This is a genomic window from Terrabacter sp. Root181 (assembly GCF_001428505.1).
Lineage (GTDB): Bacteria > Actinomycetota > Actinomycetes > Actinomycetales > Dermatophilaceae > Terrabacter.
In genome coordinates this window covers 1039470-1065445 of record NZ_LMHU01000001.1, presented here as the reverse complement: position 1 = coordinate 1065445, position 25976 = coordinate 1039470, and the positions used below count along the sequence as shown (strand labels likewise).

Sequence of the window (25976 nt, the reverse complement as noted above, 5' to 3'; positions counted from 1 at the left end):
CCCGGCCGCCGACGTGCCTGCTCAGGGAAGCGCGAGGAAGGCGTTGCGGAGCAGCGGCTGGTTGTTGACGAAGCCGTAGTCCGCGCAGGCGGCAGCGCTGCACGACACACGCGAGTCGACGCCGACCCCCATGTCGATGTGCAGGTGCGAGTCGGTGCAGAGGGCGTGGTACTTCGTGCCGACGTAGCCGAGGCGCTGGCCCTTGGTCACGGACTGCCCGACCGAGACCACCGGGGCGTGGCTGTCGTCCATGTGGGCGAAGTACCACAGCCGTCCGAAACCGTCCTTGACGGTGACGGTGCTGCCGACGCTGTCGCAGGCCGTGCTGCCCGCACGGACGTTGCGCGTCATCACCGTGCCGTTGACCGGCGAGAGGACCGAGGTGCCGGTCGCGGCGAAGATGTCGGACGCGTTGTAGTCGTGGTGGCAGTTGACCTTGCTGTCCCAGCACCAGTGCGGTGTGCGGTTCTTGATGTCGGCCTGCGTGACGCCGAGCGGGAAGCGCAGCGACGCGTCGCCGATGATCTGCGAGGCGTTGTTGTTCTTGACGTTGGCGTTGAGGTCGACCTGCGCGCCGTTGGGGACCTCGTCGTAGACCCCGCCGAAGTCGCTGTTGTAGAAGACGAACACCGACGTGCCGGTGCGGTTCCAGACCGAGGCGGTGTTGTTCTTGACGCACTGGCCCTGGCCGGACCCGCTGCTGACGAACGTGATGCAGCCGGACCCCGAGCCGTAGTCGCGCTGGGAGTTGACGAGGTCGACGCGGGACCCCGCGTTTCCGCTGTTGTAGTAGAGGCAGAACTCGCCGGACTCGCACACCCCGTTGCGAGCCGTGGCGCTGGCGGTCGGCGCGGTGCCGACGAGTGCGGCTGCGACGCCGAGCACGGCGACCAAGCCGACTGCGAATCTCCTGAACATGTCGTGTCCTTCCAAAGAGCGGTGTGGTGGTGCCCTGTCCGACCCACTGAACCGACGTCGCCTAACTGGCTCCTAACAGGACGAGGAGCCCCTCACGTCTCACACTTTGGACGAAATGCTCGGACGTCCTAGTATCTAGCCATGCCAGCGACGAGGTTGATGCCGACTGACGAAGCCACCGACCTGATCGAGCTGACGCGGGAGATCTGCCGCAAGGACCTCGCGCCGAAGGTCGACGACGCCGAACGCGCCCACACGTTCCCCGGCGAGACCTTCCGGACGCTCGGCCGAGCGGGCCTGCTGTCGCTGCCCTACCCCGAGGAGTTCGGCGGGGCCGACCAGCCCTACGAGGTCTACCTCCAGGTCGTCGAAGAGATCGCCTCCGTCTGGATGAGCGTCGCGGTCGGGGTCAGCGTCCACAGCCTCACGGCATACCCCGTGGCGACCTTCGGCACCCGCGAGCAGCAGGAGGCCCTGCTGCCGGGGATGCTCTCGGGCGAGCAGCTCGGCGCGTACTGCCTCTCCGAGCCCCTCGCCGGGTCCGACATCGCCTCGATGACGACCCGGGCCACCCGAAGCGACGACGGCTGGTCACTCAAGGGCACCAAGGCGTGGATCTCGCACGCGGGACACGCCGACTACTACACGACCTTCGCGCGCACGTCCGACGACGGCGGCAAGGGACTGTCGACGTTCATCGTGCCGGGCGACGCACCGGGCCTGAGCTTCGCCGAGCCGGAGCGGAAGATGGGCCTGCACTGCGACCCCGTCGCACAGGTGATGTTCGACGCGGTCCACGTCGACGGGTCCCGCCTCGTCGGCCAGGAGGGGCAGGGCATGCACATGGCCCTGTCCGCCCTCGACGCCGGGCGCCTCGGGATCGCCGCCGCCGCGACGGGACTCGCGCAGGCGGCACTCGACGCGGCAGCCGACTACGCCACCGAGCGCCAGCAGTTCGGACGCCCCATCGGTGACTTCCAGGGCCTTGCCTTCCTCCTCGCCGACATGGAGGCCGCCGTCACGTCGGCCCGCGCCACCTACCTGCACGCCGCCCGGCTCAAGGACGCCGGCCGCGGCTACGGCAAGGAGGCCGCTGTCGCCAAGCTCGTGGCGACCGATGCCGCGATGCGCGTGACGACGGACGCCGTCCAGGTGCTCGGCGGCGCCGGCTACACCGAGGACTTCCCGCTCGAGCGCTACATGCGCGAGGCCAAGGTCACCCAGATCTTCGAGGGCACCAACCAGATCCAGCGCCTCGTCATCTCGCGCCAGCTCCTCGCCCGCTGAGCCTCCGCTCCCCCCTCCCGACTGCCCGTCCCCGCGAAAGGCCTTGTCATGCAGCTGAACTCGTCCACCGTCGCCGTCGTCACCGGTGGCGGCTCCGGCCTCGGCGGTGCCACCGCCCGCCGTCTCGTCGCGGACGGCGCGACCGTCGTCATCATCGACCTCGAGGGATCCACTGCGCCGGCCCTCGTCGACGAGCTCGATGCGCAGCGCGAGGGCAGTGCCGTGTTCGTCGCCGCCGACGTCCGGGACGAGGCACAGGTGCAGGCCGCGATCGAGCGGGCCACCGAGCTCGGGGAGCTGCGGATCGCCGTCAACTGCGCGGGCGTCGCCACACCCGGCCGGGTCCTCGGACGAGGCGGACCGCTCGCCCTCGACACGTTCCGGACGGTCATCGACATCAACCTCGTCGGCTCGTTCAACGTCCTGCGTCTCGCGGCCGCGGCGATGCTCGGCAACGAGCCCGTCGACGGCGACCGCGGCGTCATCGTCAACACGGCGAGCATCGCCGCCTTCGACGGCCAGATCGGCCAGGCTGCGTACGCCGCCAGCAAGGGTGGCATCGTCGGGCTCACGCTGTCGGCTGCTCGGGACCTGGCCGACAAGGCGATCCGAGTCATGACGATCGCACCCGGCACGTTCGAGACGCCGATGCTCGCCGGGCTCCCGGGCGAGGTCAAGGAGGTCCTCGAGAAGCAGGTGCCGCACCCGTCGCGCCTCGGTCGCCCCGAGGAGTACGCCAACCTCGTGCGCCACATCGTCGACAACCCGATGCTCAACGGTGAGGTCATCCGCCTCGACGGCGCCCTGCGGATGCCGCCGCGCTGAGACCGCGCGCCCCGTCCCGACGTGTGCCGCCCCCAGTCGCTGGGGGCGGCACACGCGTCTTCCAGGCGACCCTCAGACGGACAGCATCGTCGACACGCCGCCGGCCAGTGGCCCGAGCCAGCCGGCGAGGGCGCGGATCGGTTCCACTAGTGCGGCACCGGCCGACGCCAGCGCGCCGATCGACCTGAGCCGCTGCGTCAGTCGCTCGAGGGCCGAGGCCGCCGCCGCCCGGTCGGGCTCCTGCACTCCGAGTGCCTCGTCGATGCGCGCGGCCTCGTGCCGTGCCACAGGGTCTGCCGACGCCTCGGGGCATGCATCGATCGCTGAACGTAAGTCGGCCAAGGCGTCTCGACCCTGCTTGAGGTCCTGGCGCATGTGCACCGTCGAGTGCTGCCCCCCGTGGACGTGCTGGTCGCCGTCGACGTTGTTGATCGTGCCGGCGTTCTGGTTGTTGATGTTGAAGGTCATGGCGGTCTCCTCAGTAGGCGTGCGACCAGGGCCGTGCGGGCATCTCCCGGTCGACCCGCTTGCGCCGCGAGGCGGCGACGACGTGCAGCACGAGTCCGATGACGAACAGCACGACGCCGAGCGACGAGACCGCGGCGCCGGTGAAGGCGAGCTGGAAGCTGCCCATCGACGGCAGGGTGGACGGGTTCGTCGTTCCCGGCGCCGCGGTGAAGCCCTCGTCGATGGCTCCCGTGATGCCCTGCATGAAGCCCATGGAGCCGAACAGCTGCACGCCGAAGCCGAGCGCGAAGACGACGAACCCGGTCCACAGGAGCCATCGGGCCCTGGTCCGCGTCGCGGCGATCTCGCGCATGAAGCTCTCTCGCTGGTGGATGTAGGCGTTGTACTGGTCACGCCCGACGTTGTTGATGGTGCCGGCGCGCTGCTCGTCGACGTCGTAGCGAACCCCCGGCTCGGCGCGGTGGTCGGCACCGGTTCGGGCCCGAGCCCCGGCCTGGGTCGGCCCGGCCGGTGGCAGGACACGCGTCCCCGAGTCGTCGGTCGAGACCCTGAGCCGGACCCGACCCATGGTCACGACGTCACCGGCGTGCAGCTCGACGACGCCATCGACGGGCTCGTCGTTGACCCAGGTGCCCCCTGATGAGCCGAGGTCCCGGATGCGTACCCGACCGGACCTGACCTCGAGCTTGGCGTGGACCCGGCTGAGGTAGGGATCGTCGAAGCGCAGGTCGCACGCCTCGGCACGCCCGACGAGGAGGTCGTCCTCGCCGAGCTGGTAGCGCCGGTCGTGATCCGACTCGGGCGCGAGAACGGTGACGTGTGTCGAGTGGTCCGTCTGCATGACCTGTCCCCTCCGGGCATCCTTCGCGCCCGTGCCTGCCGAGGGCGCACGGCGACGGCGGAACGGTGGATGGGTGCGCGCCCTCTGGTTGCCGTCACCGGACGGAGGGCGAAGCGGCCCCGCCAGATACGTGGGTGCGCGTGCCGCAGTGAGGTGGCCGGGCGGCACAATGGTTCGGTGAACGAGCCCGGCGGTGACCTCGTGATCGCGGCCGGCCCCGGTCTGCGGCGCGGCCTCGTCATCCCCGCGGTCGAGCTCGTCGAGCGGTTCAGCCGGTCGTCCGGCCCGGGCGGTCAGGGCGTCAACACCACGGACAGCCGGGTCGAGCTCGCCTTCGACCCGGAGGCGTCGACCGCCCTGACGCCCACCCAGCGGGAGCGCCTCGTCACCGCCCTTGCGGGCCGCCTCGTCGCCGGCCGGCTCACGATCGTGGCCTCCGAGCAGCGCTCCCAGCTGCGCAACCGGTCCGCGGCCCGTGAGCGGCTCGCCGACCTGCTCCGCGAGGGCCTGGCTCCCCCGCCTCCGGCACGCCGCGCGACGAAGCCGACGCTCGGCTCGAAGAGGCGGCGGATCGAGGGCAAGAAGCGCCGGTCGCAGGTCAAGTCGGGCCGGGGCCGCATCAGCCCCGAGTGACGGGCACGAGCCGTGGCCTCTCGACGTGCAACGGGGCACGCGACGTGGCCTCTCGACGTGCAACAGTGGGCACGACGTGGCCACTCGACGGGTCAGGCGTGGGGTGGTGCCAGCACGGTCGTGTCGACGACGGCGTCCACCTCGATGGGGCCGTAGACGTGCGGGAACGTCTCACCCGTGGCGGGGTCGCCGACCTCGTGGACGACGCGCGAGGTCAGCCTCGACTCGTCGACGTGCAGCAGCACGAGCGGCTCGGTGACGTCGGCGTAGAAGCGGGACCGCACGACCGGCCACTGCTGCGCCGACGAGGCGTGGATGAACCCCTCCTCGGCGAGGGAGCGACCGCGCGTCGAACGCACGTAGCTGCCGTCGCGGAGGGCCTGCTGCCAGTGGGCCTGCTCGGCCAGGTGGTAGATCATGCGCCGCGACGCTAACAGGCGAGCGCCGCCGGTGACGTGTATCTCAGGGAGGGCACGCGGCCCCTGAGGAGAGAGAGGCTGGAGGTGTGGATCGCGGTCGACCGCAGTCCCCGGCCGCACGCACCCGGTGGGAGGACGACGCACCATGACCAGGACGCAGGGCCCGCGCGACGAGGCCGAGCTGAGCTACCCGGCGAGCGTCGCGAACCTCGGTGGGCACGACCTCTCCTACGTCGACACCGGTCACGGCTCAGCCATCCTCTTCATCCACGGGCTGCTCGGCTCGCACGAGAACTGGACCCACCTCGTCGACCGCCTCGACACCGAGCACCGGGTGCTCATCCCCGACCTCTTCGGGCACGGCGCCTCGGCCAAGCCCGTGGGTGACTACTCGCTCGGCTCGCACGCCGCCATCCTGCGCGACCTCATCGACCGGCTCGAGATCCCGAGGGTCACCCTCGTCGGCCACTCGCTCGGGGGCGGCATCGCCATGCAGTTCTGCTACCTCTTCCCCGAGCGTGTCGAGGCGCTCGTCCTCGTCTCCAGCGGTGGCCTCGGGCGGTCGGTCAGCCCGCTGCTGCGCTCCGCCACGCTCCCGGGGGCCGAGCTCGTGCTTCCCGTCATCGCCTCGACGTGGGTGCGTGAACGGGTGGAGACCGTCGGCCGGGCCGTGCGGGGCCTCGGGTGGCGGCCCAGCGCCGACGTCTCGGCGGCCTGGAAGGGCTTCACGTCGCTCTCGGACGCCGAGAGCCGCCGCGCCTTCCTCGCCACCACCCGCGGGGTCATCGACCCCGGTGGCCAGACGGTCAACGCGCACGGCCACCTGACGACCGCCGACCACATCCGCACGCTCGTCATCTGGGGCACCCGCGACCGGATGATCCCCGTCGGCCACGCCGAGCGGGCTCACGAGGTCTTCCCCGGCGCCGAGGTCGTGCTCTTCGAGGGTGCCGGCCACTTCCCGCACCTCGAGCAGCCGGACCGCTTCGCGAGCGTCCTCGAGACGTTCATCCACGGCTGACCCGAGGCTGGAGCGGGCGCTCAGCGCCGGGATGCCGTCCGGTCCCGACGTGCCCGATGTGCCCCCGCTGTGCCCGACGCACCCTCCTCGGAGAGGATCGTGCCCGATGACAACCTCTGGGCGGCCCCACCGCGTTGAGGGTGCGTCCAGCCACACCAGACAGGGGATGTCAGTGGGAAACACCGAGCGCGAGGTCGACTTCTCGGCCTACGTGCGAGCGCGACAGACCTCGCTCGCACGATTCGCGTACCTGCTCACCGGGGACCCGCACAGCGCCGAGGACCTCGTCCAGTCGTCGCTGGCGAAGGTCTACGGCAAGTGGGACCACATCAGCACCGTCGAGTCGCCCGACGCCTACGTGCGAAAGGTCATGGTCAACGAGCACACGACGTGGTGGCGGCGCGCCTGGCGACATCGCGAGCGCACCGACAGCGAGCTGATCCGCGTCATGGACCCGGCAGCCGCGCCGGTCACGGGGCACGACAGCGAGCTGTGGGCCCACGTCCGCTCGCTCGCACCGCAGCAGCGGGCCGCCGTCGTCCTGCGCTACTACGAGGACCTCACGGAGGCCCAGACGGCGGAGATCCTCGGGGTCTCCGTCGGCACCGTCAAGAGCCACACGAGCCGAGCCATCAGCTCGCTGCGCAGCCGCATGAAGGAGGTCACGTCTTGACCACGCCAGACCAGGAGAACGAGCTCCAGGCCCTGCTCAGGCAGCACGCCGGCGGCATCGAGGTGTCCGGGGACTTCGCACCGGTCGCCATCGCGCGCCGTCGTCGCGACCGGCGCAACCGGGCCGTGCTCGGGGCGGCGGCCGCTGTCGCCGTCATCGCCGTGGCGGTGCCGACCGTGTGGTCCGCGGGCCGCGGCACGCCGCCGGTCCCGGCGCTGACCACCTCGTCGACGTCGGTCCCGTCGTCGCCGAGCTCGGTGCCGACCCAGACGCCGTCGGTGACGACCGGCACGGGCACGGTCGCTCCCCCGACCAGCGCCCCTCCGCTGACCAGCGCGCCTCCGACGGCGACGGGCACGATCCCGCCGAGCGGCACGGCACAGGTGGCGACGCGCGGGACGGCCTACGCGCTGGACGACACGATCCGCTTCGGCGACAAGGTCTTCCGGCTCCAGAAGGGCACCGCCGTCGAGACGTTCGCCGTGCTCGGCAACGGTGGCTTCGTCGTCGCGTCACACATGTCAGACGGGCCCTCGCAGAGCATCATGGAGATCCTGTCGCCGGGCGGTCGCCTCGTCACCTCGCTCGGGGTCAGCGGGACGTACGCCGTGTCGCCGGACGGGTCACGGGTGCTCGCCAAGAGCGGGGACTCCGACACGGTCGTGGTCTACGCCGCTGACGGCTCGAAGGTGGCCCAGCGCACGGACGACCGCCAGCCAGGCGCGATCGTCGGTGACCTCGCCTACCTCACCGGGGACACGACGACGGGCTCGCTCGAGTGGGACGTCGCGACGGGGACGTCCCGGAAGCTCCCCGCGCACGTCGTGGCGGTCTCCCCGGACCGCAGCCGGGCCGCTCTCCAGTGGTTCGTCGCGACGGACGCGATGGACGAGGCGTGCTGGGCGGTCGTCGACCTGACGAGGTCGACGTTCCCGAAGACGGTGGAGAGGTGCGGCGCGGGCCAGAACCCGACCATGTTCATGCCGACCGCCTTCTCGAGCAGGGGCACCTACCTCGTCGGCTCGCACTACCTCGACGGCGGCTTCTGGTTCAGCGCCGGCGTGGTGCGGGTCAGCGACGGCACGGTCGTCCTCGGCGGCACCGGGGACCGCGTGGTCTCCGGCTGGACGTGGCACCTCGGCGACGACGAGTCCACGCTCGTCATCTCGCGCAACACGTCGAAGCCGCTGACTCCCGCCGCGCGGAACACCGTCCAGCGATGCACCCTGGCCATGGACTGCAGTGTCCTGCACCCCGAGATCGGACTGAGCAACCCGTCCTCCTTCACCGAGCCGAGGTACGTCGTCCCGAGGTGAGCCCGGGCCCACCGAGCACCCACGTATGCCGTTCGCCCACCCGGGCGGACGGCATACGTGTTCGGGGAGAAGACCTGTCGGCCGCGTGCAACCATTCCCGGGTCGTCGGTTCCGACAGGGGGAACCGACAGAGAGGCACTCACGATGCCTTCACCAGAGGACGAGGACGACTTCGCCGCGTTCGTCCGAGCCCGCCCGCCCGACCCACGCCAGAGCGGGGGGTCCTGTCACGTCGCGGACGGAGGTCGTCAGGCGTGCCCGAGTGGGTGGGTGACGGTCGCTGTCCGGCGCAGGGCCCCGGGGTCCACGACCGTCACGCGCCCACGGTCGAGCGCGACGACACCACCCGACTCGAGGCGGCGCAGGACGCGGTTGGCCGTCGGCCTGGTGACGCCGGCGAGCTCGGCGAGCTCGGACTGGTTCAGCTGCACTGTCACCGGTGAGCGTGACTGCGCGCCAACGGCATACACCCCGCACAGGGACACGAGACTGCGCACGACTCGGAGCTCGGCTGGCGTGTGCAGGGCCTCCATGAGCGCCTCGGTGAGGCAGTTCACCCGGGCCGCGAGCAGCCGCACGAGCAGCCGACTGACCTCCGGGTGCTTGGCACACAACCGCTCGAAGTCCGCGAAGGCCAGGGCCAGGGTCACGGTCGGCTCCACGGCCTCGATCGTCGCCGTGCGTCGCCCGGCGCGCACGATCATCGCGAGCTCCCCGAAGGCCTGACCCGGACCCATGACGGAATACGCCAAACGGTCACCCTGCTCCGACGACCGGCGGGCGACGACACGCCCCTCGACGACGAAGTGCACGGAGTCCGCGGTGTCCCCCTCGTGGAAGACCACCTCGCCCGTGGCGTACGTGTGCCGGTGCATCGTCGCGACGACCTCCCGGCGCTCGCTCGGTGCGAGGTCGGACAACAGCCCGAGCTCGAGCATCACGGCAGCACCCTCGCGGCGACTGGGTGCCGACGAGCACGCCCGGGGTGTCGCCACGCGCACAGACACCTGCGCGCATCAGCGGGACCGTCATGAGTGGCGACATCAGGACGTGACCGCACGACGACATCCGCGGAACGAGGGGCGGCGAACCCCTCACTGAGGGAAGGCACTTCGATGACCACGACGACGACACGACGACGAGTCCACCCGGACCTGGCGCACCACCACCCCCGAGTGACGCGCCTGTCCCGTGGCGGCTGGACGTGGGAGTGCGACTGCGGCGGTGCATCGGCCCGGTCCGTCGTGGCCCGCCTGACGTGGCACCAGGCCTTCGTCGGCGCCCTCATCCACTCCGCCTCGATCGCCCCCTGAGCGGTCACCGAAGACCCTCTCCGAGGCGCCCCCGATGGGGCACGGGGAGCGGCACGAGGGACGCCCGCGCCTCGGTGAGCAACGCCGACTCCGCCCGGTCGAACACATCCTGGGCGGAGTCTGGCGTGTCCCCGATGGCCGTCATGCCCACGCGACCGCACTCGGTGATCGAGCTGATCATGTGGAAGACGACGCCCGCCTGGCGGGACTGGTCGAAGTGGAGCCCCGCCCGGGCCACGAGGTCGAAGAGGTCGTCGACACCCAGGCCCCGGAGAGACGTGTCCTGGAGGTGGTCGGTCGCCACGAGATGGCGCTCGGCGCCGGACGGGGTGACGAAGCGGCCCTCCTCGTGGACGTAGGTGCCGTCGGTCAGGAACTGCAGCGTGAGGAACGGGTGCGTCGTGCCGCCCCTGCGCAGGTTGATCTCGATGGCGTGGGTCTGCCAGCGCTCCCCGTGGCGGACCACGACGAAGTCGAGGGCGAAGCGGCCGAGCACCCCCTTGTCGGCGAGGACGCGACCGACCTTCTCCGCCTCGCGGGTGATCGTCGTCGCGTAGGCCGGGTCGGCCGGGAACCGCGCGCCGAGGTACATCTGCCCCGTCGGGCCTCCGAGCACCTGGTCGTGGGTCGAGAGGATCTCGAGCTTCCCGAGCGGGGTCACGCGCAGCTGCACGCTAGGGCTGCGCACCTCGTCACCGACGATGCGCTCCTCGACGATGCCACCGCGCTCGTCCAGCCGCCCGAGGTAGGCCCCGGTCTCGATGCGTTCGTCCTCGAGCTGCATCCCCAGCACCCGGTCGGTGACGACCGCACGCAGCGAGCCTCCCTCGTCGCCCGGATCCGCCGCCGCGGCGTCCACGTCGGTCAGGTCGACGAGGGCGTTGCCCGAGCCCGAGACACCCTCGTCGAGCTTGACCATGGCCCACTGCGCGTCGGGCCGCGACGCGTGTAGCTCGAGCACGGCGTCGACGACGTCGTCGACCGAGTGGACGTCCTCGGCGCCGAAGGGATGGTCGACGCCGGCCTCGGCGAAGACCCTGCGGCAGCCGGTCTTGGTGCCCAGCGGGTAGAGGCGCGGGTCGGCGGCATACATGGGGATGCCGAGCATCAGCGCCAGGTCACGCTCGCGCGTCGTGCTCGTGTAGGGGATGAGGTGCGACCGCGCGGGGTCCGGTACGAGGGAGGCGATGCGGGAGAGAACCCGCGGGCGGGCCAAGAGCTTGTCGGTCAGGGGTCTCGGGGAGGAGTCACCCACCGAGACCAGGTCGAGGCGGGCCCGGGCATGGCTCGGGATGACGCCGGGCAGCAGCGACAGGTAGTACTCGATGATGTGCTCGCTGATCGGCATCGACGTCACGTAGACCATCCGGAGGCATGGCTGGCGCAGCAGCAGCAGCAGGAAGAGGAAACGCTCCTCCATCGCCTGGTTCATGGCGCCCGCCGACGGCGCGAGGTGGTCGACGCTCATCGACGGCACGACGACCACCGACTCCCGGGGGTCGCCTTGACCAAAGCTGCGCCAGACCTCGGGCAGGACCTGCTGCAGGTCGTCGAACAGTCGGCCGCGGGCCGCCTCGTCGAGGTCGTCGAGGCCACCTCCGGCAGCCGTCGGCGCTGGCGTCGTCGGGTCGGCCGGGGCCGGGGTCGGGGTCGGGGTCGTCGGGTTCATGGGTCGTCCTCCCGGTCGGTGGTGCCGATGACCTCGTGGACCTCGAGGGGCCGCGAGATGCCGCGCAGCTCCACCGGCCCGAGCGAGCGCGTCTCGAAGCGCTCGTCGAGGCCGGCGCGCACGCGGGGGCTGATGAGGATCTGCCGGGCTGCCGCGGTGGCGCACAGGCGCGCCGCGACGTTGGTGACGGTCCCGATCGCCGCGTAGTCCCAGCGGCCCTCGAAGCCGACGCGGCCCAGCGTCGCGTAGCCCTGCGCGATGCCGATCCCGAAGCCGAGGTCGTGCCCCTGCCGGGACCACCGGGAGGCGAGCTCGTCGACGCGGTCACGCATGTCGAGCGCCATCCGCACCGCCCGCTCGGGCGCGTCGGGACACGGCGGCGGGTCGTTGAAGAACACCATGAGCCCGTCGCCGGCGAAGTGCTCCAGCGTGCCCTCGTACGCGAAGACGAGCTCCCCGAGGGCGCCGTGGTAGTCGCGCAGCACCGACATGGTCTCCTCGGGCTCGGCGGTCTCGGCGAACGCGGTGAAGCCGCGGAGGTCGGTGAAGACGGTCGTGATGTCGCGTCGGTGGCTCTCGAGGAAGGACTCGTCACCGGACTCGACGATGAGTCCCGCGATCTGGGGCGACAGGAAGCGGCGCAGGCGGCCCAGCCGGTCGAGGTCGTCGACCTGCTCGGCGACCCGGCTCTCGAGCTCGGCGTTCCAGCGCTCCAGCGCGACGGTCTGCTCGAGCACCGTGTCGTGCAGCCGCTTGACCCGCGCCAGGGACCGGACACGAGCCATCAGCTCGGCCTGGTCGAACGGCTTGGTGATGAAGTCGTCGGCCCCCGCCTCGAGGGCCCGCAGCCGCTGCTGGGTCCCGCTGGCCGTGACCATGACGACGGGCAGCATCGCGGTGCGAGGGTCGGCCTTGATGCGCTCGCACGTCTCGTAGCCGTCCATGACGGGCATCAGCACGTCGAGCAGGACGACGTCGATCTCGCACTCGGCGAGCGCCTCGAGCGCGGCGGCGCCCGACGCCTCAGAGCGCACGAGGAACCCCCGCGGCTCGAGGACGGCGTGCATGAGCTTGCGGTTCTGCTCGAGGTCGTCGACGACGAGGACCCGCACGCCGGCGAGCGAGGGGACCGTGGCTGCAGGGACCGGCATCATGGGCTCGGCGCGTCTCGTCGGGGCAGGTGGCGGCGCACCTGGGCCGGGAACTCACGGACGCTGATCGGCTTCTCGAGGTAGCCCGCGAAGCCCGAGCCGAGAGCCCGCTCGCGGTCGCGGTGCATGGCGAACGCCGTCAGCGCGACGATCGGGATGTGGGCCGTCGGCTCGTGGTCACGGATCAGCTCGAGAGCGGCGAAGCCGTCGATCCCGGGGAGCTGGAGGTCCATGAGGATGACGTCGGGCAGGGTCGCCCTCGCCTGCTCGACCGCCTCCTCACCGGTGGTCGCGACGACGACGCAGAAGCCGGCATACTCCAGCACGTCCCGCGCCAGCTTGAGGTTGCGGGGGTTGTCCTCGACGAGGAGCACGACGGGGAGGTCGCTCACGGCTGCCCCTCCCCCGTGTGCTCCGCCGCGACGGTCGCCAGGCGGCGCGCGAGACCCGGGAGGTCGATGCCGGCCTTCTCCGCGACGAACGCGATGCGCCCCTCGAGGCGTGAGCGGTCTTGCGGCGTCAGGGACTTCGCGGTCAGGACGACGATGGGGGGCCCGTCGGAGTCGCGGTGCGGCCGCAGCTCGTCGATGACGGCGAAGCCGTCGACGTGGGGCATGAGCAGGTCGATGACGACGACCGACGGGGCGACGGCACGGACGAGGTCCGCCGCCTGCTGGCCGCCCGCGCACGTGTGCACCTCCCAGCCGAGCGGCTCGAGCGTGCTGCGCACGAGCTTGAGGGCGAGGGGGTCGTCGTCGACGACGACGACACTGAGCCGGGGAGTCTGCTCGTCGGCGCGCGGCGGTGGCAGCAACCGGGTCACGGCCGCGAGGAGGTGCTCGCCGCTCACCGGCTTGACGAGGTACTCCGTCGCTCCGAGAGCGAAGCCACGACCTCGCTCCGGCTCGACGCTGACGACGACGACGGGCACGTCAGCCGTCGTCGGGTCGCTCTTGAGCGCCGTCAGGACCTCCCACCCGTCCATCCCGGGCAGGTGGATGTCGAGGACGACCGCGACCGGGTCCTGGGCCCGGACGAGGTCGAGTCCCTGCTCGCCCGTGGACGCACCGACGGCGCGGAGGCCGGCTGCGCGCAGGTGCAGCTCGACGAGCTCGGCCGAGCGGGGGTCGTCCTCGATGACGACGACGGTCGGGCCGGTGAGGGAGCCGTCGTCGACCATCCACACCTCGCCGCCCGCCGCACGGTCGGCGTCGGGCTGCGGGACCGAGATCCCGAAGGTGCTCCCGTCGCCCGGGGTGCTGGTGAGCCCCGTGCCCTCGCTCGACGACGCCGACCGCTCACCCTGCTGGAACGAGTCGAAGATGCGCTCCTGGTCCGCGGGCGCGATGCCGATGCCCGTGTCCGTGACCGTGACGTCGACCTCCTCCGCGTCGCGCCAGGCCCGGACGACGATGCTGCCGCCGTCCGGGGTGAACTTGACCGCGTTGCTCAGCAGGTTGAGCAGCACCTGCTTGAGCCGCAGCTCGTCGGCCGTGACGAGTCCGAGGCCGGCGGCCGCCTCCAGCGTCAGCCGTATGCCGTGCAGTGCGGCGCGCTCGCGCACGAGCGACAGCGCCTGGACGAGGATGTCGTCGATGGGAAAGGTCGTGAGGTCGAGCTCCATGCGTCCGGCCTCGATCTTCGACAGGTCGAGGATGTCGCCGAGCAGGGCGAGCAGGTGGCGACCGGCGGAGTGGATGTCCTCGAGGTAGTCCTCCTGCCGTTCGTTGAGGTCGCCGAACATCCGCTCCAGGAGCACCTCGGAGAAGCCGATGACGGCGTTGAGGGGCGTCCGCAGCTCGTGCGACATGCTCGCGAGGAACTCCGACTTGTGGCGGCTGGCCTCGGCGAGGGCGACGCTCTGCTGCTCGAGCTGCTGGTAGAGACGGGCGTTGGTGAGCGCGACGGCCGACTGGCTCGCGAAGGCGGTGAGCAGGTCGCACGTCTCGTCGCTGAACGACCCGGTCGACTTGCGACGCACGACGAGTGCCCCGACGACCCGGTCGGGACGCACGAGCGGGATGGCGACGAGCGAGCGCCAGCCCGACCCGTGCAGCACGGCCAGGTGGGGGTCGAGCGGGCCGGGCTCGGCGTCGAGATCGGGGATCTGGAGGACCTCGCGGGTGCTGGCCGCCCGGCCCACCCACGTCCGGTCGATGTGGATCTCCGCGCCACGCAGCGCGTCGATGACGTCGGCGCTCGTGCCGTAGGCCGTGCGCACCCGGAAGAGTCCGGTCGCCTCGTCGAACTCCATGAGCGACCCGCCGTCGGTGTCCGAGAGCTCCACGGCGTGGGTGACGATCGTGGTCAGGACCTCGTCCGCGACGAGCGTCGAGCTGATCGCCTCGCCGACCTCGGCGAGCGCCTCGAGCTGGTCGACCTTGCGGCCCAGCTCGGCCGAGCGGCTCTCGAGCGCGGAGAAGAGCTCGACGTGCCGGAGCGCGAGGGCTGCCTGCTCCGCGAAGGTCGACAGGAGCTCCTGAGCGGCCTCGTCGAAGGGCGCGACCTCGGTGCGCCAGACGTTGATGGCGCCGACGACCTGGTCGCCGACCACCATCGGAGCGCCCATCATCGTCCGGTAGCCGCCGACCCGTTGGAAGTCGGTGCGGCGGTAGTCCGGGTCGGCGAGGACGTCGTCGATCTGGTGCACGGTCCGGTCGATGGTGACGCGCCCGACCAGCGTCGCCCGGTCGCGGGCGATCGGGTGCTGCGAGACGAAGTCGACGAACTCGGGCGTCAGCCCGCTCGAACGCGCGAGCACGTAGGAGTCACCCTGGACGAGGTAGATCTGGGCCACCTGCGCCCCGAGGAGACGCCGTGCGCTGTCGACGACGGCGTCGAAGACCTCGTCGCGACTGGCGGCGCCGCCGGTCGTCGAGGCGGTGAGGACCTTGAGGATGTCGCTCGTGGCACGCAGCTGCTCCTGCGTCGTCGCAAGTCGGTCGGCGAGATCGTGGACGACCTCGACCGGCTGAACGCCCGCCTCTTCGAACCCGCCCATGCGAGTCCCCCATCGCGCTGTGAGTCCCTGTGGTCCCCCAGATGAGTCTCCTCCCCGAACCGTCGGCGCACCACGGAAACCACGAGCTCGGCAGGAGCGCCCGATCGGCCGGCTAGCCGCGACCTGCCCCGATCGGTTCACGACGCAGCCGCGTGACTCGCTCGAACGCGTGGGCCATCGACAGCAGTCGGCCGTCCTCACCGGGGCGACCGATGAACGTGGCGCCGACCGGCATCCCGTTGCTGCGCATGCCGGCCGGGACGGTGACCGCCGGGAAGCCGGCGGTCGCGTAGACGGAGGAGTGCCGGTTCGAGAGGCTCACGAGCAGCTCGGTGCGCGTGCCGTCGAAGGTCTCGGCGAGGAGGGCGGCCGCGCGGTCACGGAAGCCGAGCGCGGCTTCGGCATAGGCGTCGGCGTCAGCGCCACGCAGGACGGCGAGGTCCAGGACGCCCTGGCCGGACGGCATACGTCGTCGGGGGTCGGCGAGGTTCCACGCGAGGAGGTCGGCAGCCGTCGTCACGCGGACACCGTCGCCGCGGGCCCCGGTGGCCGCGGCGAGGTAGGGCAGCGTGTCGTGGCACAGGCCACCGAGCACGACCCCGACGAATCCCTTCTCGTACTCGTCCAGCGAGTCGGCGCGCAGGCCGAGCAGGACGTCTGCCGCATCGGCCCCGGCGCGGGTCAGGCCCTCGACGACGCGCCCGAGCACCGCGGCGTTCTCCGAGGTGTCCTCGAAGGGCGACTGCTGCGACAGCACGTCGGCTCGGAGGACGCCGACGCGCACTCCTTCGAGCGCGTCGTCGGCGAGGTCGGTGCGCACCGGGTGCCTCGCGATGACCTCGAGCACGGCGGCCGCGTCGGCGACCGACCTTGCGACGGGCCCGGCCGAGTCCTGAGTGTGCACGAGCGGCACGATGCCGTCGGTGGGGACGACCCCGCGGCTCGGCTTCATCGCGACGACCCCGCTGAAGGCCACCGGGGCGAGGAGCGACCCGGACGTCTCGGTGCCGATGCTCGCGATGCAGAGCCCTGCCGCGACCCCGACCGCCGAACCACTGCTCGACCCGCCTGGGGAGAACTGCGCCCCAAAGGGATTCATCGCCTGACCGCCGACGGCGCTGAACCCCGCCCGCGACGACATCGCGCCGGCGAGCTCGGACAGGTTGGCCTTCCCGAGGATGACGGCGCCGGCATCGCGCAGCCGGGCCACGAGCGGCGCGTCGTGGTCGGCCAGGTGGTCGGCGAGCAGCACGGAGCCCGCGGTGGTGTGCAGAGGTGGCGCGGTCTCGATGTTGTCCTTGAGGGTCAGCGGTATGCCGCAGAGCGGGGACGGCGACGCCCCCGCCCGGCGCCGCTCGTCAGCCGATGCGGCCTCGACGAGGGCGTGCGGGTTGAGCTCGAGCAGCGACCTCAGGGTCTCGTCCTGTGCGCGAATCCGACTGAGGCACAGGAGAGTGAGGTCCTGCGAGGTCAGGCGGCCCGAGTCCATGAGGCGGCTCAGCTGGACGATCGACGCGTCGCGCACGAGCGTGGCGACGCGCTCGACACGGTCGTCCTCGAAGTCGCGAAGCGCGTCCTCGAACGGCGACAGGTCGAGCGGGCGCAGCCGTGGCGAGGAGGCCGAGCGACGCCCGACCCACCGGCCCGTCAGGGTCGACCGGGCCACGGCCAGGTATCGGTTCACGCCGCCCATGATGTCGGTCGGTGCAGGGCCGCACAGGGAAACGGCGCACAGATGACTGCGCTCGGCACCACCTCACCCCTACTCTGAGCATGAGCGTCCCGGGGGATCGGGCCCGCTCGCCCTGCTACGGAAGGACTCTCATGCCCGACTCCAGCACCGTCGCCGGCCCGACGCCCGACCTCACACGCAAAGCCGTGGCCGAGGCCGTCGGGACGTTCATCCTCGTGTTCTTCGCCGTCGGCGCCGCCGTCGTCGGCCTCGAGACGATGAGCAGGCTCGCCGTCGCGCTGAGCTTCGGCTTCGTCCTGCTCGCCCTCGCCTACGCCATCGGCCCCGTCTCGGGCTGCCACGTCAACCCGGCCGTGACCCTGGGTGTCCTCATGCGCAAGGGCATCACGACGACCGAGGCCGTCTACTACTGGATCGCCCAGCTCGTCGGCGCGATCCTCGGCGCGGCCCTGCTCAAGCTCATGGTCTCGAGCTTCGGCGGCGTCAAGGACGAGACCGGCGCCCTCGGGACCAACAACTGGGGCCTGACCATCACGGCGGGTGGCACCTTCGTGCTCGAGGTGGTCCTCACCTTCCTGCTCGTCTTCGTCGTGCTCCTCGTGACCAGCCGGGCCGCGGCGCCGGGCTTCGCCGGACTCGCGATCGGCCTCGTGCTCACCGTGATCCACATCGTCGGCATCCCGCTCGACGGCACCTCGGTCAACCCGGCACGGTCCATCGGCCCGGCCCTGCTCTACGGTGGCGAGCCGCTCGCCCACGTGTGGATGTTCATCGTCGCGCCGCTCATCGGTGGTGCCATCGCGGCCCTCGCCTCCCCGTTCTTCGAGACGGCCGTCTCGAAGTCCGACGTCGACCCGACGGGCGCCGACGTCCCCGAGTGACCCGGCTCCACCGGCTGTCCAACCTTGCGGTCCCGGCCTGCTCCATGATGTGTCCATGAGCGACGCATCCGGGGGCAGGCACGGGTCGACGAGACCGAAGGGCCGCGCCGCCGTGCGGTGGGTCGCCGCCCTGGCCGTGCTGGCCTGGCTCGCCATCGGCGGGGTCGGCGGCCCCCTGGTGGGACGCCTCTCCGAGGTCGCCACCAACGACAACGCGAACTTCCTTCCCCCGTCGGCCGAGTCGACGTCGGTGAGCAAGCTCGTGGGCCGCACCACCGACACCCAGACGCTCCCCTACCTCGTCGTCGTCGAGCGACCGAGCGGACTGACCCCGGCCGACCTCGCGGCCGTCCAGCGCTACGTCGACGGCATCCCCGGGCTCGAGCTCGCCGAGCCGGGGCGCACCGTCGGCCAGTTCCTCCAGGCTCCCCCGACGGCGGCGATCCCCAGTCCGGACCGGCAGGCCGCGCTCGTCCCCGTCCCGTTCGTCGCCGACAAGGCCGAGGACACCATCGACGGTGACACCGCGTTGTATGCCGTCGCCCAGGCCCTGCGCGAGTCCGCCGCGTCGACGTTGGGCTCGACCGGACTGACCGTGCACGTCACGGGGGCCGGTGGGTTCTTCGCCGACTTCATCATCGCCTTCAGCGGCATCGACGGGATCCTGCTCCTCGTCGCGCTCGGCGTCGTCTTCCTCATCCTGCTCATCGTCTACCGGAGCCCGATCCTGCCCTTCGCCGTGCTCATCACCGCGATGTTCGGCCTCTCGCTGGCGGCTCTCGTCGTCTTCCCCCTCGCCGAGAACGGCTCTATCAGCCTGAGCGGCCAGAGCCAGGGCATCCTGTCGATCCTCGTCGTCGGCGCCGCCACGGACTACGCCCTGCTCCTCGTCGCGCGGTTCAAGGAGGAGCTGCACGACGAGGAGTCGACGTGGGCGGCCATGAAGATCGCGTGGCGGGCCTCCCTCGAGCCGATCGCCGCGAGCGCCGCGACCGTCGTCCTCGGACTGCTGTGCCTGCGCCTGTCCGACCTCGGCAGCACCAAGGGGCTCGGACCCGTGGGCGCCCTCGGGATCGTCGGCGCCTTCGTCGCGTCGCTGACCTTCCTGCCCGCCGTCCTGCTCCTCATCGGGCGGCGCATCTTCTGGCCGCAGGTGCCCCACGTCGACCACGTGCACGGGGCAGACGCGGTCGGCACCCGGGGCATCTGGGGCCGCGTGGCCGGCCTGGTCGGACTCCACCCGCGGCGCGTCTGGGTGGTCACGTTCCTCGCCCTCGCGACGTGTGCGGCGTTCCTGCCGACGCTCAACGCCCGCGGAATCGCCCAGTCCGACCTCTTCCTCACCAGGGTCGACTCCGTCACGGGGCAGGAGGTGCTGGCACGCCACTTCCCCGCCGGGTCGGGCTCGCCGGTGCAGATCGCCGTCCCCGAGGCCGAGGCCGACGCCGTGGTCGCGGTGCTCGAGTCGACCGACGGCGTCAGCAGCGCGCAGGTGGGCCTCGTGCCCGGCCAGCCCCCCAAGGTCGTCGACGGCCAGGTCATCGTGCAGGCCACGCTCGACGCGGCCGCCGACAGCGTCGAGGCCGAGGACACCATCGAGACGCTCCGGTCGTCCCTCGACCGGGTGGGCACCGACGTCCTCGTCGGCGGGACCACGGCGACGAACCTCGACGTGCGCCTCGCCAGCGAGCGCGACCTCAAGGTCATCATCCCGACGATCCTCGCCGTCATCTTCGTCGTGCTCATGCTGCTGCTGCGCTCGATCGTGGCCCCGCTCGTCCTCGTCGCCGCGAACGTCCTGTCCTTCGCCGCGACGATGGGCGTCTCCGCCATCGCGTTCAACCACGTGTTCGGCTTCCCGGGCTCCGACCCGTCGACACCGCTCTACGGCTTCGTCTTCCTCGTCGCCCTCGGGATCGACTACTCGATCTTCCTCATGACACGCGTCCGCGAGGAGTCGCGCGCCCGCGGCACCCGTCCCGGCATCCTCGTGGGGCTCGCGGTGACGGGCGGCGTCATCACGAGCGCCGGCATCGTCCTCGCGTCGACCTTCTCGGCGCTCGCGGTGCTCCCGATCCTCTTCCTCGTGCAGATCGCCTTCATCGTCGCCTTCGGCGTCCTGCTCGACACGCTCGTCGTGCGCAGCCTGCTAGTCCCGGCGGTCTCCTACGACCTCGGCGACCGCATCTGGTGGCCCATCGGCCTCCGCCGGGCGTCGAGCGGGGCGTCGAGCGGGGCGTCGAGCGGGGCGTCGAGCGGTGCGTCGAGCGGGGCGTCCGGCACGGACGAGGGCGACGGGGACGCGGACGGCGAGGGGTCTCCTGCACCGCGGACTAGTGCGGCTTCAGGACGATCTGCAGAGCGATGACCGTGAGCCCGACCAGGCCCCCGGCGAGCGCCCCGACGACCAGCCACGGTCCCCGGAGGCCGGCCCGCCTGCTCGCGATCGCCGACAGGAAGGCCAGGGTCAGCATCCCCGTGATCTCCACGACGGGAAGGGTGTCGGCGGTCCTGAGAGATGTCGCCCGACCGATGGCCAGGACGGCGAGCGGGGGCACGGCTGCCAGCAGCAGATGCACCTGCCGACGCGCCACCGCGAGCCATTCCGAGGTCGTGAGCCCGCGCTGCACCGCTGCGTGCTCCTGGAGCAGCTCCGAGAACGCATGCGCCAGGCACACGGCCACGACGGGAGAGACGACGACGACGGCAGCTGCCGGGAACGACAGCTCGGACCAGCCGGAGTAGGCGGACAGGACGGCCATCACGACGATGGTCGCGTACGTCAGACGCTCGAGGTCCAGGGCGACCCCGGCGACGCGCACCGAATGCGGATCTTGACTCGTCACGCGGTCAAGGCTCGCACGGAAGTCGTGACCGCTCAGCGGATCGTCGGACGACATGGCGGAGCGGACCTGCCACGCAAGGGGGCCGGTTGGTACTAGCGTGACAGATGCTGAGGTTGAGGCACCCGGAGCTGAGGGGACGACCCATGAGCGAGAGCGGCACGCCGACGTCGACGGCGGACACCGAGACCCCACCATTCGCGCTGGACGCCGACGAGGTCGTGGCCGCGGCCGGCTCCGACGCCGACTCCGGGTTGAGCGGGACCCTGGCGGCGAGCCGTCTGACGACCTTCGGTCCCAACGCGATCGCTGCTGAGAAGCCGCCGTCCGCGTGGGTCGTCGCCGCGAGCCAGCTGCGCGACCCGATGAACATCATGCTGGTGGCCGTCGTGGTCGTGAGCCTGGTCATCGGCCAGGTGTCGACCGGCGTGATCGTCGGGTTGCTCATCGTCCTCAACCTCGCCCTCGGCACCCGGCAGGAGCTGACGGCCCGGGCGAGCGTCGACGCCCTCGCCAAGATGCAGACACCACAGGCGCGAGTCGTCCGTGACGGCGCCGTCTCCCTCGTCCCCGCCACCGAGATCGTGCCCGGGGACGTGGTGCAGGTCGAGGCAGGTGACATCGTCCCGGCGGACGGACGCATCGTCAGGTCCGCCACCCTCGAGGCCCAGGAGGCTGCGCTGACCGGGGAGAGCGTGCCGATCGCGAAGGACCACTCCGCTCTGGGGTCCGTGGACGTCGCTCTCGGCGACCGGACCAACATGCTCTTCCAGAACACGTCCATCACACGCGGCACGGGCACCATCGTGGTCACGGCGACCGGGCAGCAGACGCAGATGGGCCAGATCGCGACGATGCTCAGCTCGGTCACGCGTACGCGTTCACCGCTGCAGAAGGAGCTCGACTCCCTCACCAAGGTGCTGGGCGTCATCGCGTGGGGAGCGGTCGCCGTCATCGTCGTCGTTGGTCTCGTCCGCGGGACACCGGGCAAGGACCTCCTGCTGCTGGGCACGGCGATGGCCGTCTCCGCGATCCCCACGGGGATGCCCGCCTTCGTCTCCGGACTCCTCTCGATCGGGGCGAAGCAGCTGACGGCGGCCAAGGCCGTGGTGAAGAACCTCACCGACGTCGAGACGCTCGGGTCGACGAGCGCGATCAACACCGACAAGACGGGCACGCTGACGCTCAACGAGATGATGGTGTCCACGCTGTACGCGAGCGGGTCGTGGTTCACCGTCGACGGCGAGGGCTACCGCAAGAGCGGGGCGATCCGGGCCGTGGCCGGCACTCCGGTCCCCGACTTCACACGTCTGGGGCTGGGGCTGTGTCTCGACAGCGACGCGGTGGTCGGCGACGACGGCTCGGTGATCGGAGACCCCACCGAGGCGGCGCTGGTGGTGCTCGCCGCCAAGCTCGGGATCGACGCCGAGGAGACCCGCCGCACCTACCCGCGCCTGTCCGAGGTGCCCTTCGACTCCGAGTACAAGTTCATGGCCACGTTCCACCGGGTGACGCTCGACGGCGCCGAGCACCTCATCGAGCTCGTCAAGGGCGCCCCCGACGTCGTCATCGCCCGGTGCACCCTGGCCGGCGGTCCGCTCAGTGGCTCGCAGGTTCCCATCGAGCAGGCGCTCGACGGCCTCCAGGAGGCCAACGAGCGGATGGGCGGCAAGGGTCTGCGCGTGCTCGCGTTCGCGGCCCGTCTCGTCGCCGACGACGAGGTGGCGACCATGACCGCAGACCCGATGGCCCTGACGCAGGGCCTGTCCTTCGTCGGGCTCGCCGGGATCATCGACCCCCTGCGCGCCGAGGCGAGGAGCGCTGTCGCGACGGCCCTCAGGGCCGGGATCGACGTGCGGATGATCACCGGTGACCACGCCGTCACGGCCCAGGCGATCGGCCAGGAGCTGGGGCTGGGTCCGGGGGCCATCAGCGGCGCCGAGCTGCAGGCGCTCAGCGACGAGGAGCTGAAGCGGCAGCTGCCGGCCCTGCACGTGTTCGGCCGGGTGACGCCCGAGGACAAGCTCCGGCTGGCGCGCGCGATGCAGGAGGAGGGGATGATCGTCGCGATGACCGGCGACGCCGTCAACGACGCGGCCGCCCTCAAGCAGGCTGACATCGGCGTCGCGATGGGGAGCGGCAGCGAGGTGACCAAGCAGGCCGCGCGCATGGTGCTCACCGACGACAACTTCGGGACGCTCGTCCATGCCGTCGAGATCGGGAGGCGCGTCTACGACAAGGTCGTCTCGTACGTGCGCTACCAGATGACCCAGCTGCTCTCGCTGGTGTTCCTGTTCCTCGCAGCGACGGTGTTCGACGTCAACCGGGGTGTCGCGATGACCCCGACCATGGTGCTCTTCCTGCTGTTCTTCGCCACGGCCGTGGGTGTCATCATCATCGCCGTCGACCCGGGCGACCCCGACGTCATGAGCCGCCCGCCCCGCGACCCCGGCATCCCCATCACGAACCGGTCAGCGGTCGTCATGTGGGTGGCCTATGCGCTCGTGCTCTTCCTCGCGGCCTTCATGCCGCTGGTGCTCGGACCGGACGAGCCGAGCCCGACGCGAGCATCCGTGTCCATGACGATGACGTTCGTCGTGATGGGCCTCGGCACCGCGTTCAACGCGGTGGTCAACCGGCGCGACCCCACGAGTGGCCTCACCCCGCCGATCCTCAGGGCGCTGGCGATCGCCCTCGTTCCCGTGGGGATGCTGCTCCTGGCGACCCAGCTCCCGACGTTGCAGCAGGCGCTCCTGACCTCCCAGCTCACGCCGCGCGAGTGGCTCGTCTGCGCAGCCCTGGCCGCCGCGCTCCCCGTCGTCGTCGAGCTCGGCAAGCTGGTCAGGAGGCGCCGACGCGAGCCTGCTGAGGCCCTCGACCCGCAGTCGACGGTCGCGCCTGCCCGCGCCCTGACGACGCCGCGCGCCTGAGCTGCGACATCAGGTGGCCCCTGCCCCCGTCGGAGCCGCGACGTCGTCCCTCCTCGTCAGCTCGCCGGCGACGTCACGTTGCATCAGGTCGGCCACGACCGAGGTGTCGAGGCCCTGGCCGAGCAGGACCGCGAGCTTGGTGAGCGCCGCCTCGCACGTCATGTCGTAGCCCGGCACGGCTCCGGCCCGCATGAGTGCCGACCCCGTGGCGTACGCCCCCGGCTGCACCGAGCCGCGGACGCACTGGGTGACGACGACCACGACGATGTCCTGGGCCGTGGCGGCCTCGACCACAGCCATGAACGCCCGGTCGTTCGACGGTCCGTTGCCCGCCCCGTAGGCCTCGACGACCAGGCCCTGCAGCGGCGGTCGGCACAGGTTCGCGAGGATGGAGGCCGAGAACCCGGGAAAGAGCCGCACGGCCGCGACCTCCCCCAGCCGCCCGGCCCTGAGCTCGGGCTCTCCTCCGGCCGGGCGCACCAGGGAGTCCTGGACGTCGATGTCGATGCCGATCGCGGCGAGCGGCGGGAAGCGGGGGGAGTCGAAGGCGTCGAGGCCCGAGGCGTCGACCTTCGTGGCCCGGTTGCCTCGGAGCAGCACCTCCCCGAAGAGCAGCGTGGACTCGGGGACGTCGGACCGCGCCGCGACCTGGAGAGCCCCGATGAGGTTCTGCCGTCCGTCGCTGCGGGTGCGGGCGATGGGGATCTGCGAACCGGTGACGATGACGGGCTTGCCGAACGACGGGAGCAGGAACGAGAGTGCGGACGCCGTGTAGGCCATCGTGTCCGTCCCGTGCAGGACGACGAACCCGCGGTGCTCCTTGCGGCGCTCGTGGAGGACCCGCGCGATGGCGCACCAGTCGTCGGGCGTCGCGTTGGCGGAGTCGATCGGCGGATCGAGCTCCTCGAAGACGATCGGGGGCAGCTCGCCCCGCGAGTTCTCCACGATCCAGTCGACGTAGGGGGCCAGCGCGCCAGCCACCGGCGCGTAGCCGTCGGGGGTGTCGACCATCCCGATGGTGCCGCCGGTGTGGAGCACGAACACGCTGTCGCTCACCAGGTGTCTCCCTTGGTCGGATCCCGGACTCCGCGCGAGCCCACGCCTCGTGCCGCCGGTGCCGGCGCCACGCGCAGCTCACCGTGGCACCCACGACAAGCCCTGTCCAGCCGGACCCTGTCGTGGACGCGCTCGCCGGATCTGTCCCGCATGACCGGCGAGCCGAAGGCCGGTGTCGTGGCGGTCTGCCACGATCGGTCCCGACAGCGGCCGCGAGCGCATACAACTGGAGCATGAGCATGCATCAGGACGAGGACGGTCTGGCCGAGTCACGCGCTGATCTCGGACCGCGAGGGCGAGTGCTCGACGAGATCCGCACGCCGAGGGCGGCAGCCATCGCCGGGATCGCCTTCGCCCTGCTCCTGGGAGCGGTCATCATCCTGATGTACCTGGCCCTCCCGGGCACCGGCACGCGGTCGACGTGGATCACCGATACGGCGCGCCGCGACAGGGTCGCGCTGGCGATGCAGCTGACCCCCTACGCCGGCATCGCCTTCCTGTGGTTCATCGGGGTGATCCGTTCCCGTCTCGGGGCCCGAGAGGACAAGCTGTTCGCCACGGCCTTCCTCGGCTCCGGCCTGCTCTTCGTCGCGATGCTGTTCGCCGCTTCCGCGGACGTCGGGGCGTTGCTGTCGCTCTACGACGGGCCCGACAGCGTCTCGCCGGAGTACGTCCGCCAGGTGGGAGCGGTGAGCACGGCGCTCCTGACGACGTTCGGCATCCGCATGGCAGCGGTCTTCACCATGGTCGTCACGAACCTCGGCCGGCGCACCGGCATCGTGCCGCGGTGGCTGGTGGCGGTGGGGTTCGTGGTCGCGGTGGTCCTGCTCCTTGCGCCGCCGCGGACGGTCTGGGCCGTCCTGCTCTTCCCGCTCTGGGTCCTGCTCCTCAGCCTGCACCTGCTCGTCACGTCCTTCCGACCGGAGCCGGCGGCGGCGTAGGGCAGCACGGAGCGCCGTGGGGCCCTGGGCGGGCCCCACGGCTGGACTCAGGCGTCAGCGGCGATCGCGGCGATCGTCGCGCCGGTCTTCACGGCGC

The 25976-nt window shown here is 71.4% G+C and carries 23 protein-coding genes; 11 read left to right on the top strand and 12 right to left on the bottom strand.

What is annotated here, in order from left to right; translation table 11 throughout:
- Window positions 1–21 precede the first annotated feature (21 nt).
- Window positions 22–918 carry a peptidoglycan DD-metalloendopeptidase family protein gene (locus ASD90_RS04975; RefSeq protein ID WP_082588486.1) on the bottom strand — a complete coding sequence of 299 codons (897 nt, stop codon included), beginning with the start codon at window positions 916–918 and terminating at the stop codon, window positions 22–24.
- Between the two features lie 141 nt (window positions 919–1059).
- Here ASD90_RS04975 and ASD90_RS04970 point away from each other — a divergent pair, with 141 nt between their 5' ends.
- Both ASD90_RS04970 and ASD90_RS04965 read left to right on the top strand, forming a co-directional pair.
- Entirely contained in the window at window positions 1060–2205 is a 1146-nt protein-coding gene (locus ASD90_RS04970) for an acyl-CoA dehydrogenase family protein (protein ID WP_056752382.1), read from the top strand.
- Window positions 2206–2253: 48 nt separating this feature from the next.
- Window positions 2254–3030, top strand: a complete 777-nt coding sequence (locus ASD90_RS04965) for an SDR family NAD(P)-dependent oxidoreductase (RefSeq protein WP_056752380.1) — start codon at window positions 2254–2256, stop codon at window positions 3028–3030.
- 72 nt (window positions 3031–3102) lie between these two features.
- On the opposite strand, the gene ASD90_RS04960 is transcribed toward ASD90_RS04965, so the two are convergent.
- Together ASD90_RS04960 and ASD90_RS04955 are read right to left on the bottom strand one after the other, a co-directional pair.
- On the bottom strand, window positions 3103–3498 hold the full coding sequence (locus ASD90_RS04960) for a hypothetical protein (RefSeq protein ID WP_056752377.1): 396 nt from the start codon (window positions 3496–3498) through the stop codon (window positions 3103–3105).
- Between the two features lie 10 nt (window positions 3499–3508).
- Complete coding sequence (locus ASD90_RS04955; protein ID WP_056752375.1) at window positions 3509–4339, bottom strand: FHA domain-containing protein; 831 nt, start codon at window positions 4337–4339, stop codon at window positions 3509–3511.
- A gap of 177 nt (window positions 4340–4516) precedes the next feature.
- Here ASD90_RS04955 and arfB point away from each other — a divergent pair, with 177 nt between their 5' ends.
- Window positions 4517–4972 carry an alternative ribosome rescue aminoacyl-tRNA hydrolase ArfB gene (gene arfB, locus ASD90_RS04950; protein ID WP_235506390.1) on the top strand — a complete coding sequence of 152 codons (456 nt, stop codon included), beginning with the start codon at window positions 4517–4519 and terminating at the stop codon, window positions 4970–4972.
- 92 nt (window positions 4973–5064) lie between these two features.
- Here the strand turns inward: arfB and ASD90_RS04945 are convergent, their stop codons facing one another.
- Entirely contained in the window at window positions 5065–5391 is a 327-nt protein-coding gene (locus ASD90_RS04945) for a DUF952 domain-containing protein (RefSeq protein ID WP_056752371.1), read from the bottom strand.
- A 145-nt stretch (window positions 5392–5536) separates the two neighbouring features.
- Between ASD90_RS04945 and ASD90_RS04940 the strand changes: the two genes are divergently transcribed.
- From ASD90_RS04940 to ASD90_RS04930, 3 genes are all read left to right on the top strand, one after another.
- Complete coding sequence (locus tag ASD90_RS04940; protein WP_056752368.1) at window positions 5537–6412, top strand: alpha/beta fold hydrolase; 876 nt, start codon at window positions 5537–5539, stop codon at window positions 6410–6412.
- A 166-nt stretch (window positions 6413–6578) separates the two neighbouring features.
- Complete coding sequence (locus tag ASD90_RS04935) at window positions 6579–7085, top strand: SigE family RNA polymerase sigma factor (RefSeq protein WP_056752366.1); 507 nt, start codon at window positions 6579–6581, stop codon at window positions 7083–7085.
- Window positions 7082–8401 carry a hypothetical protein gene (locus ASD90_RS04930; RefSeq protein ID WP_056752363.1) on the top strand — a complete coding sequence of 440 codons (1320 nt, stop codon included), beginning with the start codon at window positions 7082–7084 and terminating at the stop codon, window positions 8399–8401. The genes ASD90_RS04935 and ASD90_RS04930 overlap by 4 nt, the downstream gene beginning before the upstream one ends.
- A gap of 248 nt (window positions 8402–8649) precedes the next feature.
- Here ASD90_RS04930 and ASD90_RS04925 read toward each other — a convergent pair whose 3' ends face one another.
- A complete protein-coding gene (locus ASD90_RS04925) occupies window positions 8650–9339 on the bottom strand; it encodes a Crp/Fnr family transcriptional regulator (protein ID WP_056752362.1) in 690 nt (229 codons plus the stop codon).
- 177 nt (window positions 9340–9516) lie between these two features.
- Here ASD90_RS04925 and ASD90_RS23345 point away from each other — a divergent pair, with 177 nt between their 5' ends.
- Window positions 9517–9714 carry a hypothetical protein gene (locus ASD90_RS23345; protein ID WP_157610704.1) on the top strand — a complete coding sequence of 66 codons (198 nt, stop codon included), beginning with the start codon at window positions 9517–9519 and terminating at the stop codon, window positions 9712–9714.
- A gap of 4 nt (window positions 9715–9718) precedes the next feature.
- Here the strand turns inward: ASD90_RS23345 and ASD90_RS04920 are convergent, their stop codons facing one another.
- From ASD90_RS04920 to ASD90_RS04900, 5 genes are all read right to left on the bottom strand, one after another.
- A complete protein-coding gene (locus ASD90_RS04920) occupies window positions 9719–11383 on the bottom strand; it encodes a peptide ligase PGM1-related protein (protein WP_056752359.1) in 1665 nt (554 codons plus the stop codon).
- Window positions 11380–12534 carry an adenylate/guanylate cyclase domain-containing response regulator gene (locus tag ASD90_RS04915; protein ID WP_235506389.1) on the bottom strand — a complete coding sequence of 385 codons (1155 nt, stop codon included), beginning with the start codon at window positions 12532–12534 and terminating at the stop codon, window positions 11380–11382. Before ASD90_RS04915 ends, ASD90_RS04920 begins: the two co-directional genes overlap by 4 nt.
- Window positions 12534–12926 carry a response regulator gene (locus ASD90_RS04910; protein ID WP_056752354.1) on the bottom strand — a complete coding sequence of 131 codons (393 nt, stop codon included), beginning with the start codon at window positions 12924–12926 and terminating at the stop codon, window positions 12534–12536. Before ASD90_RS04910 ends, ASD90_RS04915 begins: the two co-directional genes overlap by 1 nt.
- Window positions 12923–15535, bottom strand: a complete 2613-nt coding sequence (locus ASD90_RS04905) for a response regulator (protein WP_056752351.1) — start codon at window positions 15533–15535, stop codon at window positions 12923–12925. Before ASD90_RS04905 ends, ASD90_RS04910 begins: the two co-directional genes overlap by 4 nt.
- A gap of 112 nt (window positions 15536–15647) precedes the next feature.
- Entirely contained in the window at window positions 15648–17219 is a 1572-nt protein-coding gene (locus tag ASD90_RS04900; RefSeq protein WP_162260173.1) for an amidase family protein, read from the bottom strand.
- Window positions 17220–17359: 140 nt separating this feature from the next.
- Between ASD90_RS04900 and ASD90_RS04895 the strand changes: the two genes are divergently transcribed.
- Entirely contained in the window at window positions 17360–18109 is a 750-nt protein-coding gene (locus tag ASD90_RS04895) for an MIP/aquaporin family protein (RefSeq protein ID WP_056752346.1), read from the top strand.
- 55 nt (window positions 18110–18164) lie between these two features.
- Window positions 18165–20477, top strand: coding sequence for an MMPL family transporter (locus ASD90_RS04890; RefSeq protein WP_235506388.1), 2313 nt, complete (start codon window positions 18165–18167; stop codon window positions 20475–20477).
- Here ASD90_RS04890 and ASD90_RS04885 read toward each other — a convergent pair.
- Window positions 20443–20955, bottom strand: coding sequence for a hypothetical protein (locus ASD90_RS04885; RefSeq protein WP_235506387.1), 513 nt, complete (start codon window positions 20953–20955; stop codon window positions 20443–20445). The two genes, ASD90_RS04890 and ASD90_RS04885, sit on opposite strands and share 35 nt — an antisense overlap.
- 143 nt (window positions 20956–21098) lie before the next feature.
- Between ASD90_RS04885 and ASD90_RS04880 the strand changes: the two genes are divergently transcribed.
- Window positions 21099–23882 carry a cation-transporting P-type ATPase gene (locus ASD90_RS04880; RefSeq protein WP_056752341.1) on the top strand — a complete coding sequence of 928 codons (2784 nt, stop codon included), beginning with the start codon at window positions 21099–21101 and terminating at the stop codon, window positions 23880–23882.
- A 9-nt stretch (window positions 23883–23891) separates the two neighbouring features.
- Here ASD90_RS04880 and ASD90_RS04875 read toward each other — a convergent pair whose 3' ends face one another.
- Window positions 23892–24938, bottom strand: coding sequence for a type I asparaginase (locus ASD90_RS04875; RefSeq protein ID WP_157622990.1), 1047 nt, complete (start codon window positions 24936–24938; stop codon window positions 23892–23894).
- A 233-nt stretch (window positions 24939–25171) separates the two neighbouring features.
- On the opposite strand from ASD90_RS04875, the gene ASD90_RS04870 reads away from it, so the two are divergent.
- Complete coding sequence (locus tag ASD90_RS04870) at window positions 25172–25879, top strand: hypothetical protein (RefSeq protein ID WP_082588483.1); 708 nt, start codon at window positions 25172–25174, stop codon at window positions 25877–25879.
- The last annotated feature ends 97 nt before the right edge of the window (window positions 25880–25976 follow it).

Coding starts and splice junctions, on each gene's coding strand:
- ASD90_RS04925 (WP_056752362.1), bottom strand. CDS start 9,339: ATGCTCGAGCTCGGGCTGTTGTCCGACCTCGCACCGAGCGAGCGCCGG.
- ASD90_RS04940 (WP_056752368.1), top strand. CDS start 5,537: ATGACCAGGACGCAGGGCCCGCGCGACGAGGCCGAGCTGAGCTACCCG.
- ASD90_RS04915 (WP_235506389.1), bottom strand. CDS start 12,534: ATGCCGGTCCCTGCAGCCACGGTCCCCTCGCTCGCCGGCGTGCGGGTC.
- ASD90_RS04905 (WP_056752351.1), bottom strand. CDS start 15,535: ATGGGCGGGTTCGAAGAGGCGGGCGTTCAGCCGGTCGAGGTCGTCCAC.
- ASD90_RS23345 (WP_157610704.1), top strand. CDS start 9,517: ATGACCACGACGACGACACGACGACGAGTCCACCCGGACCTGGCGCAC.
- ASD90_RS04890 (WP_235506388.1), top strand. CDS start 18,165: ATGAGCGACGCATCCGGGGGCAGGCACGGGTCGACGAGACCGAAGGGC.
- ASD90_RS04965 (WP_056752380.1), top strand. CDS start 2,254: ATGCAGCTGAACTCGTCCACCGTCGCCGTCGTCACCGGTGGCGGCTCC.
- ASD90_RS04880 (WP_056752341.1), top strand. CDS start 21,099: ATGAGCGAGAGCGGCACGCCGACGTCGACGGCGGACACCGAGACCCCA.
- ASD90_RS04975 (WP_082588486.1), bottom strand. CDS start 918: ATGTTCAGGAGATTCGCAGTCGGCTTGGTCGCCGTGCTCGGCGTCGCA.
- ASD90_RS04945 (WP_056752371.1), bottom strand. CDS start 5,391: ATGATCTACCACCTGGCCGAGCAGGCCCACTGGCAGCAGGCCCTCCGC.
- ASD90_RS04955 (WP_056752375.1), bottom strand. CDS start 4,339: ATGCAGACGGACCACTCGACACACGTCACCGTTCTCGCGCCCGAGTCG.
- ASD90_RS04935 (WP_056752366.1), top strand. CDS start 6,579: ATGTCAGTGGGAAACACCGAGCGCGAGGTCGACTTCTCGGCCTACGTG.
- ASD90_RS04870 (WP_082588483.1), top strand. CDS start 25,172: ATGAGCATGCATCAGGACGAGGACGGTCTGGCCGAGTCACGCGCTGAT.
- ASD90_RS04970 (WP_056752382.1), top strand. CDS start 1,060: ATGCCAGCGACGAGGTTGATGCCGACTGACGAAGCCACCGACCTGATC.
- ASD90_RS04895 (WP_056752346.1), top strand. CDS start 17,360: ATGCCCGACTCCAGCACCGTCGCCGGCCCGACGCCCGACCTCACACGC.
- ASD90_RS04920 (WP_056752359.1), bottom strand. CDS start 11,383: ATGAACCCGACGACCCCGACCCCGACCCCGGCCCCGGCCGACCCGACG.
- ASD90_RS04960 (WP_056752377.1), bottom strand. CDS start 3,498: ATGACCTTCAACATCAACAACCAGAACGCCGGCACGATCAACAACGTC.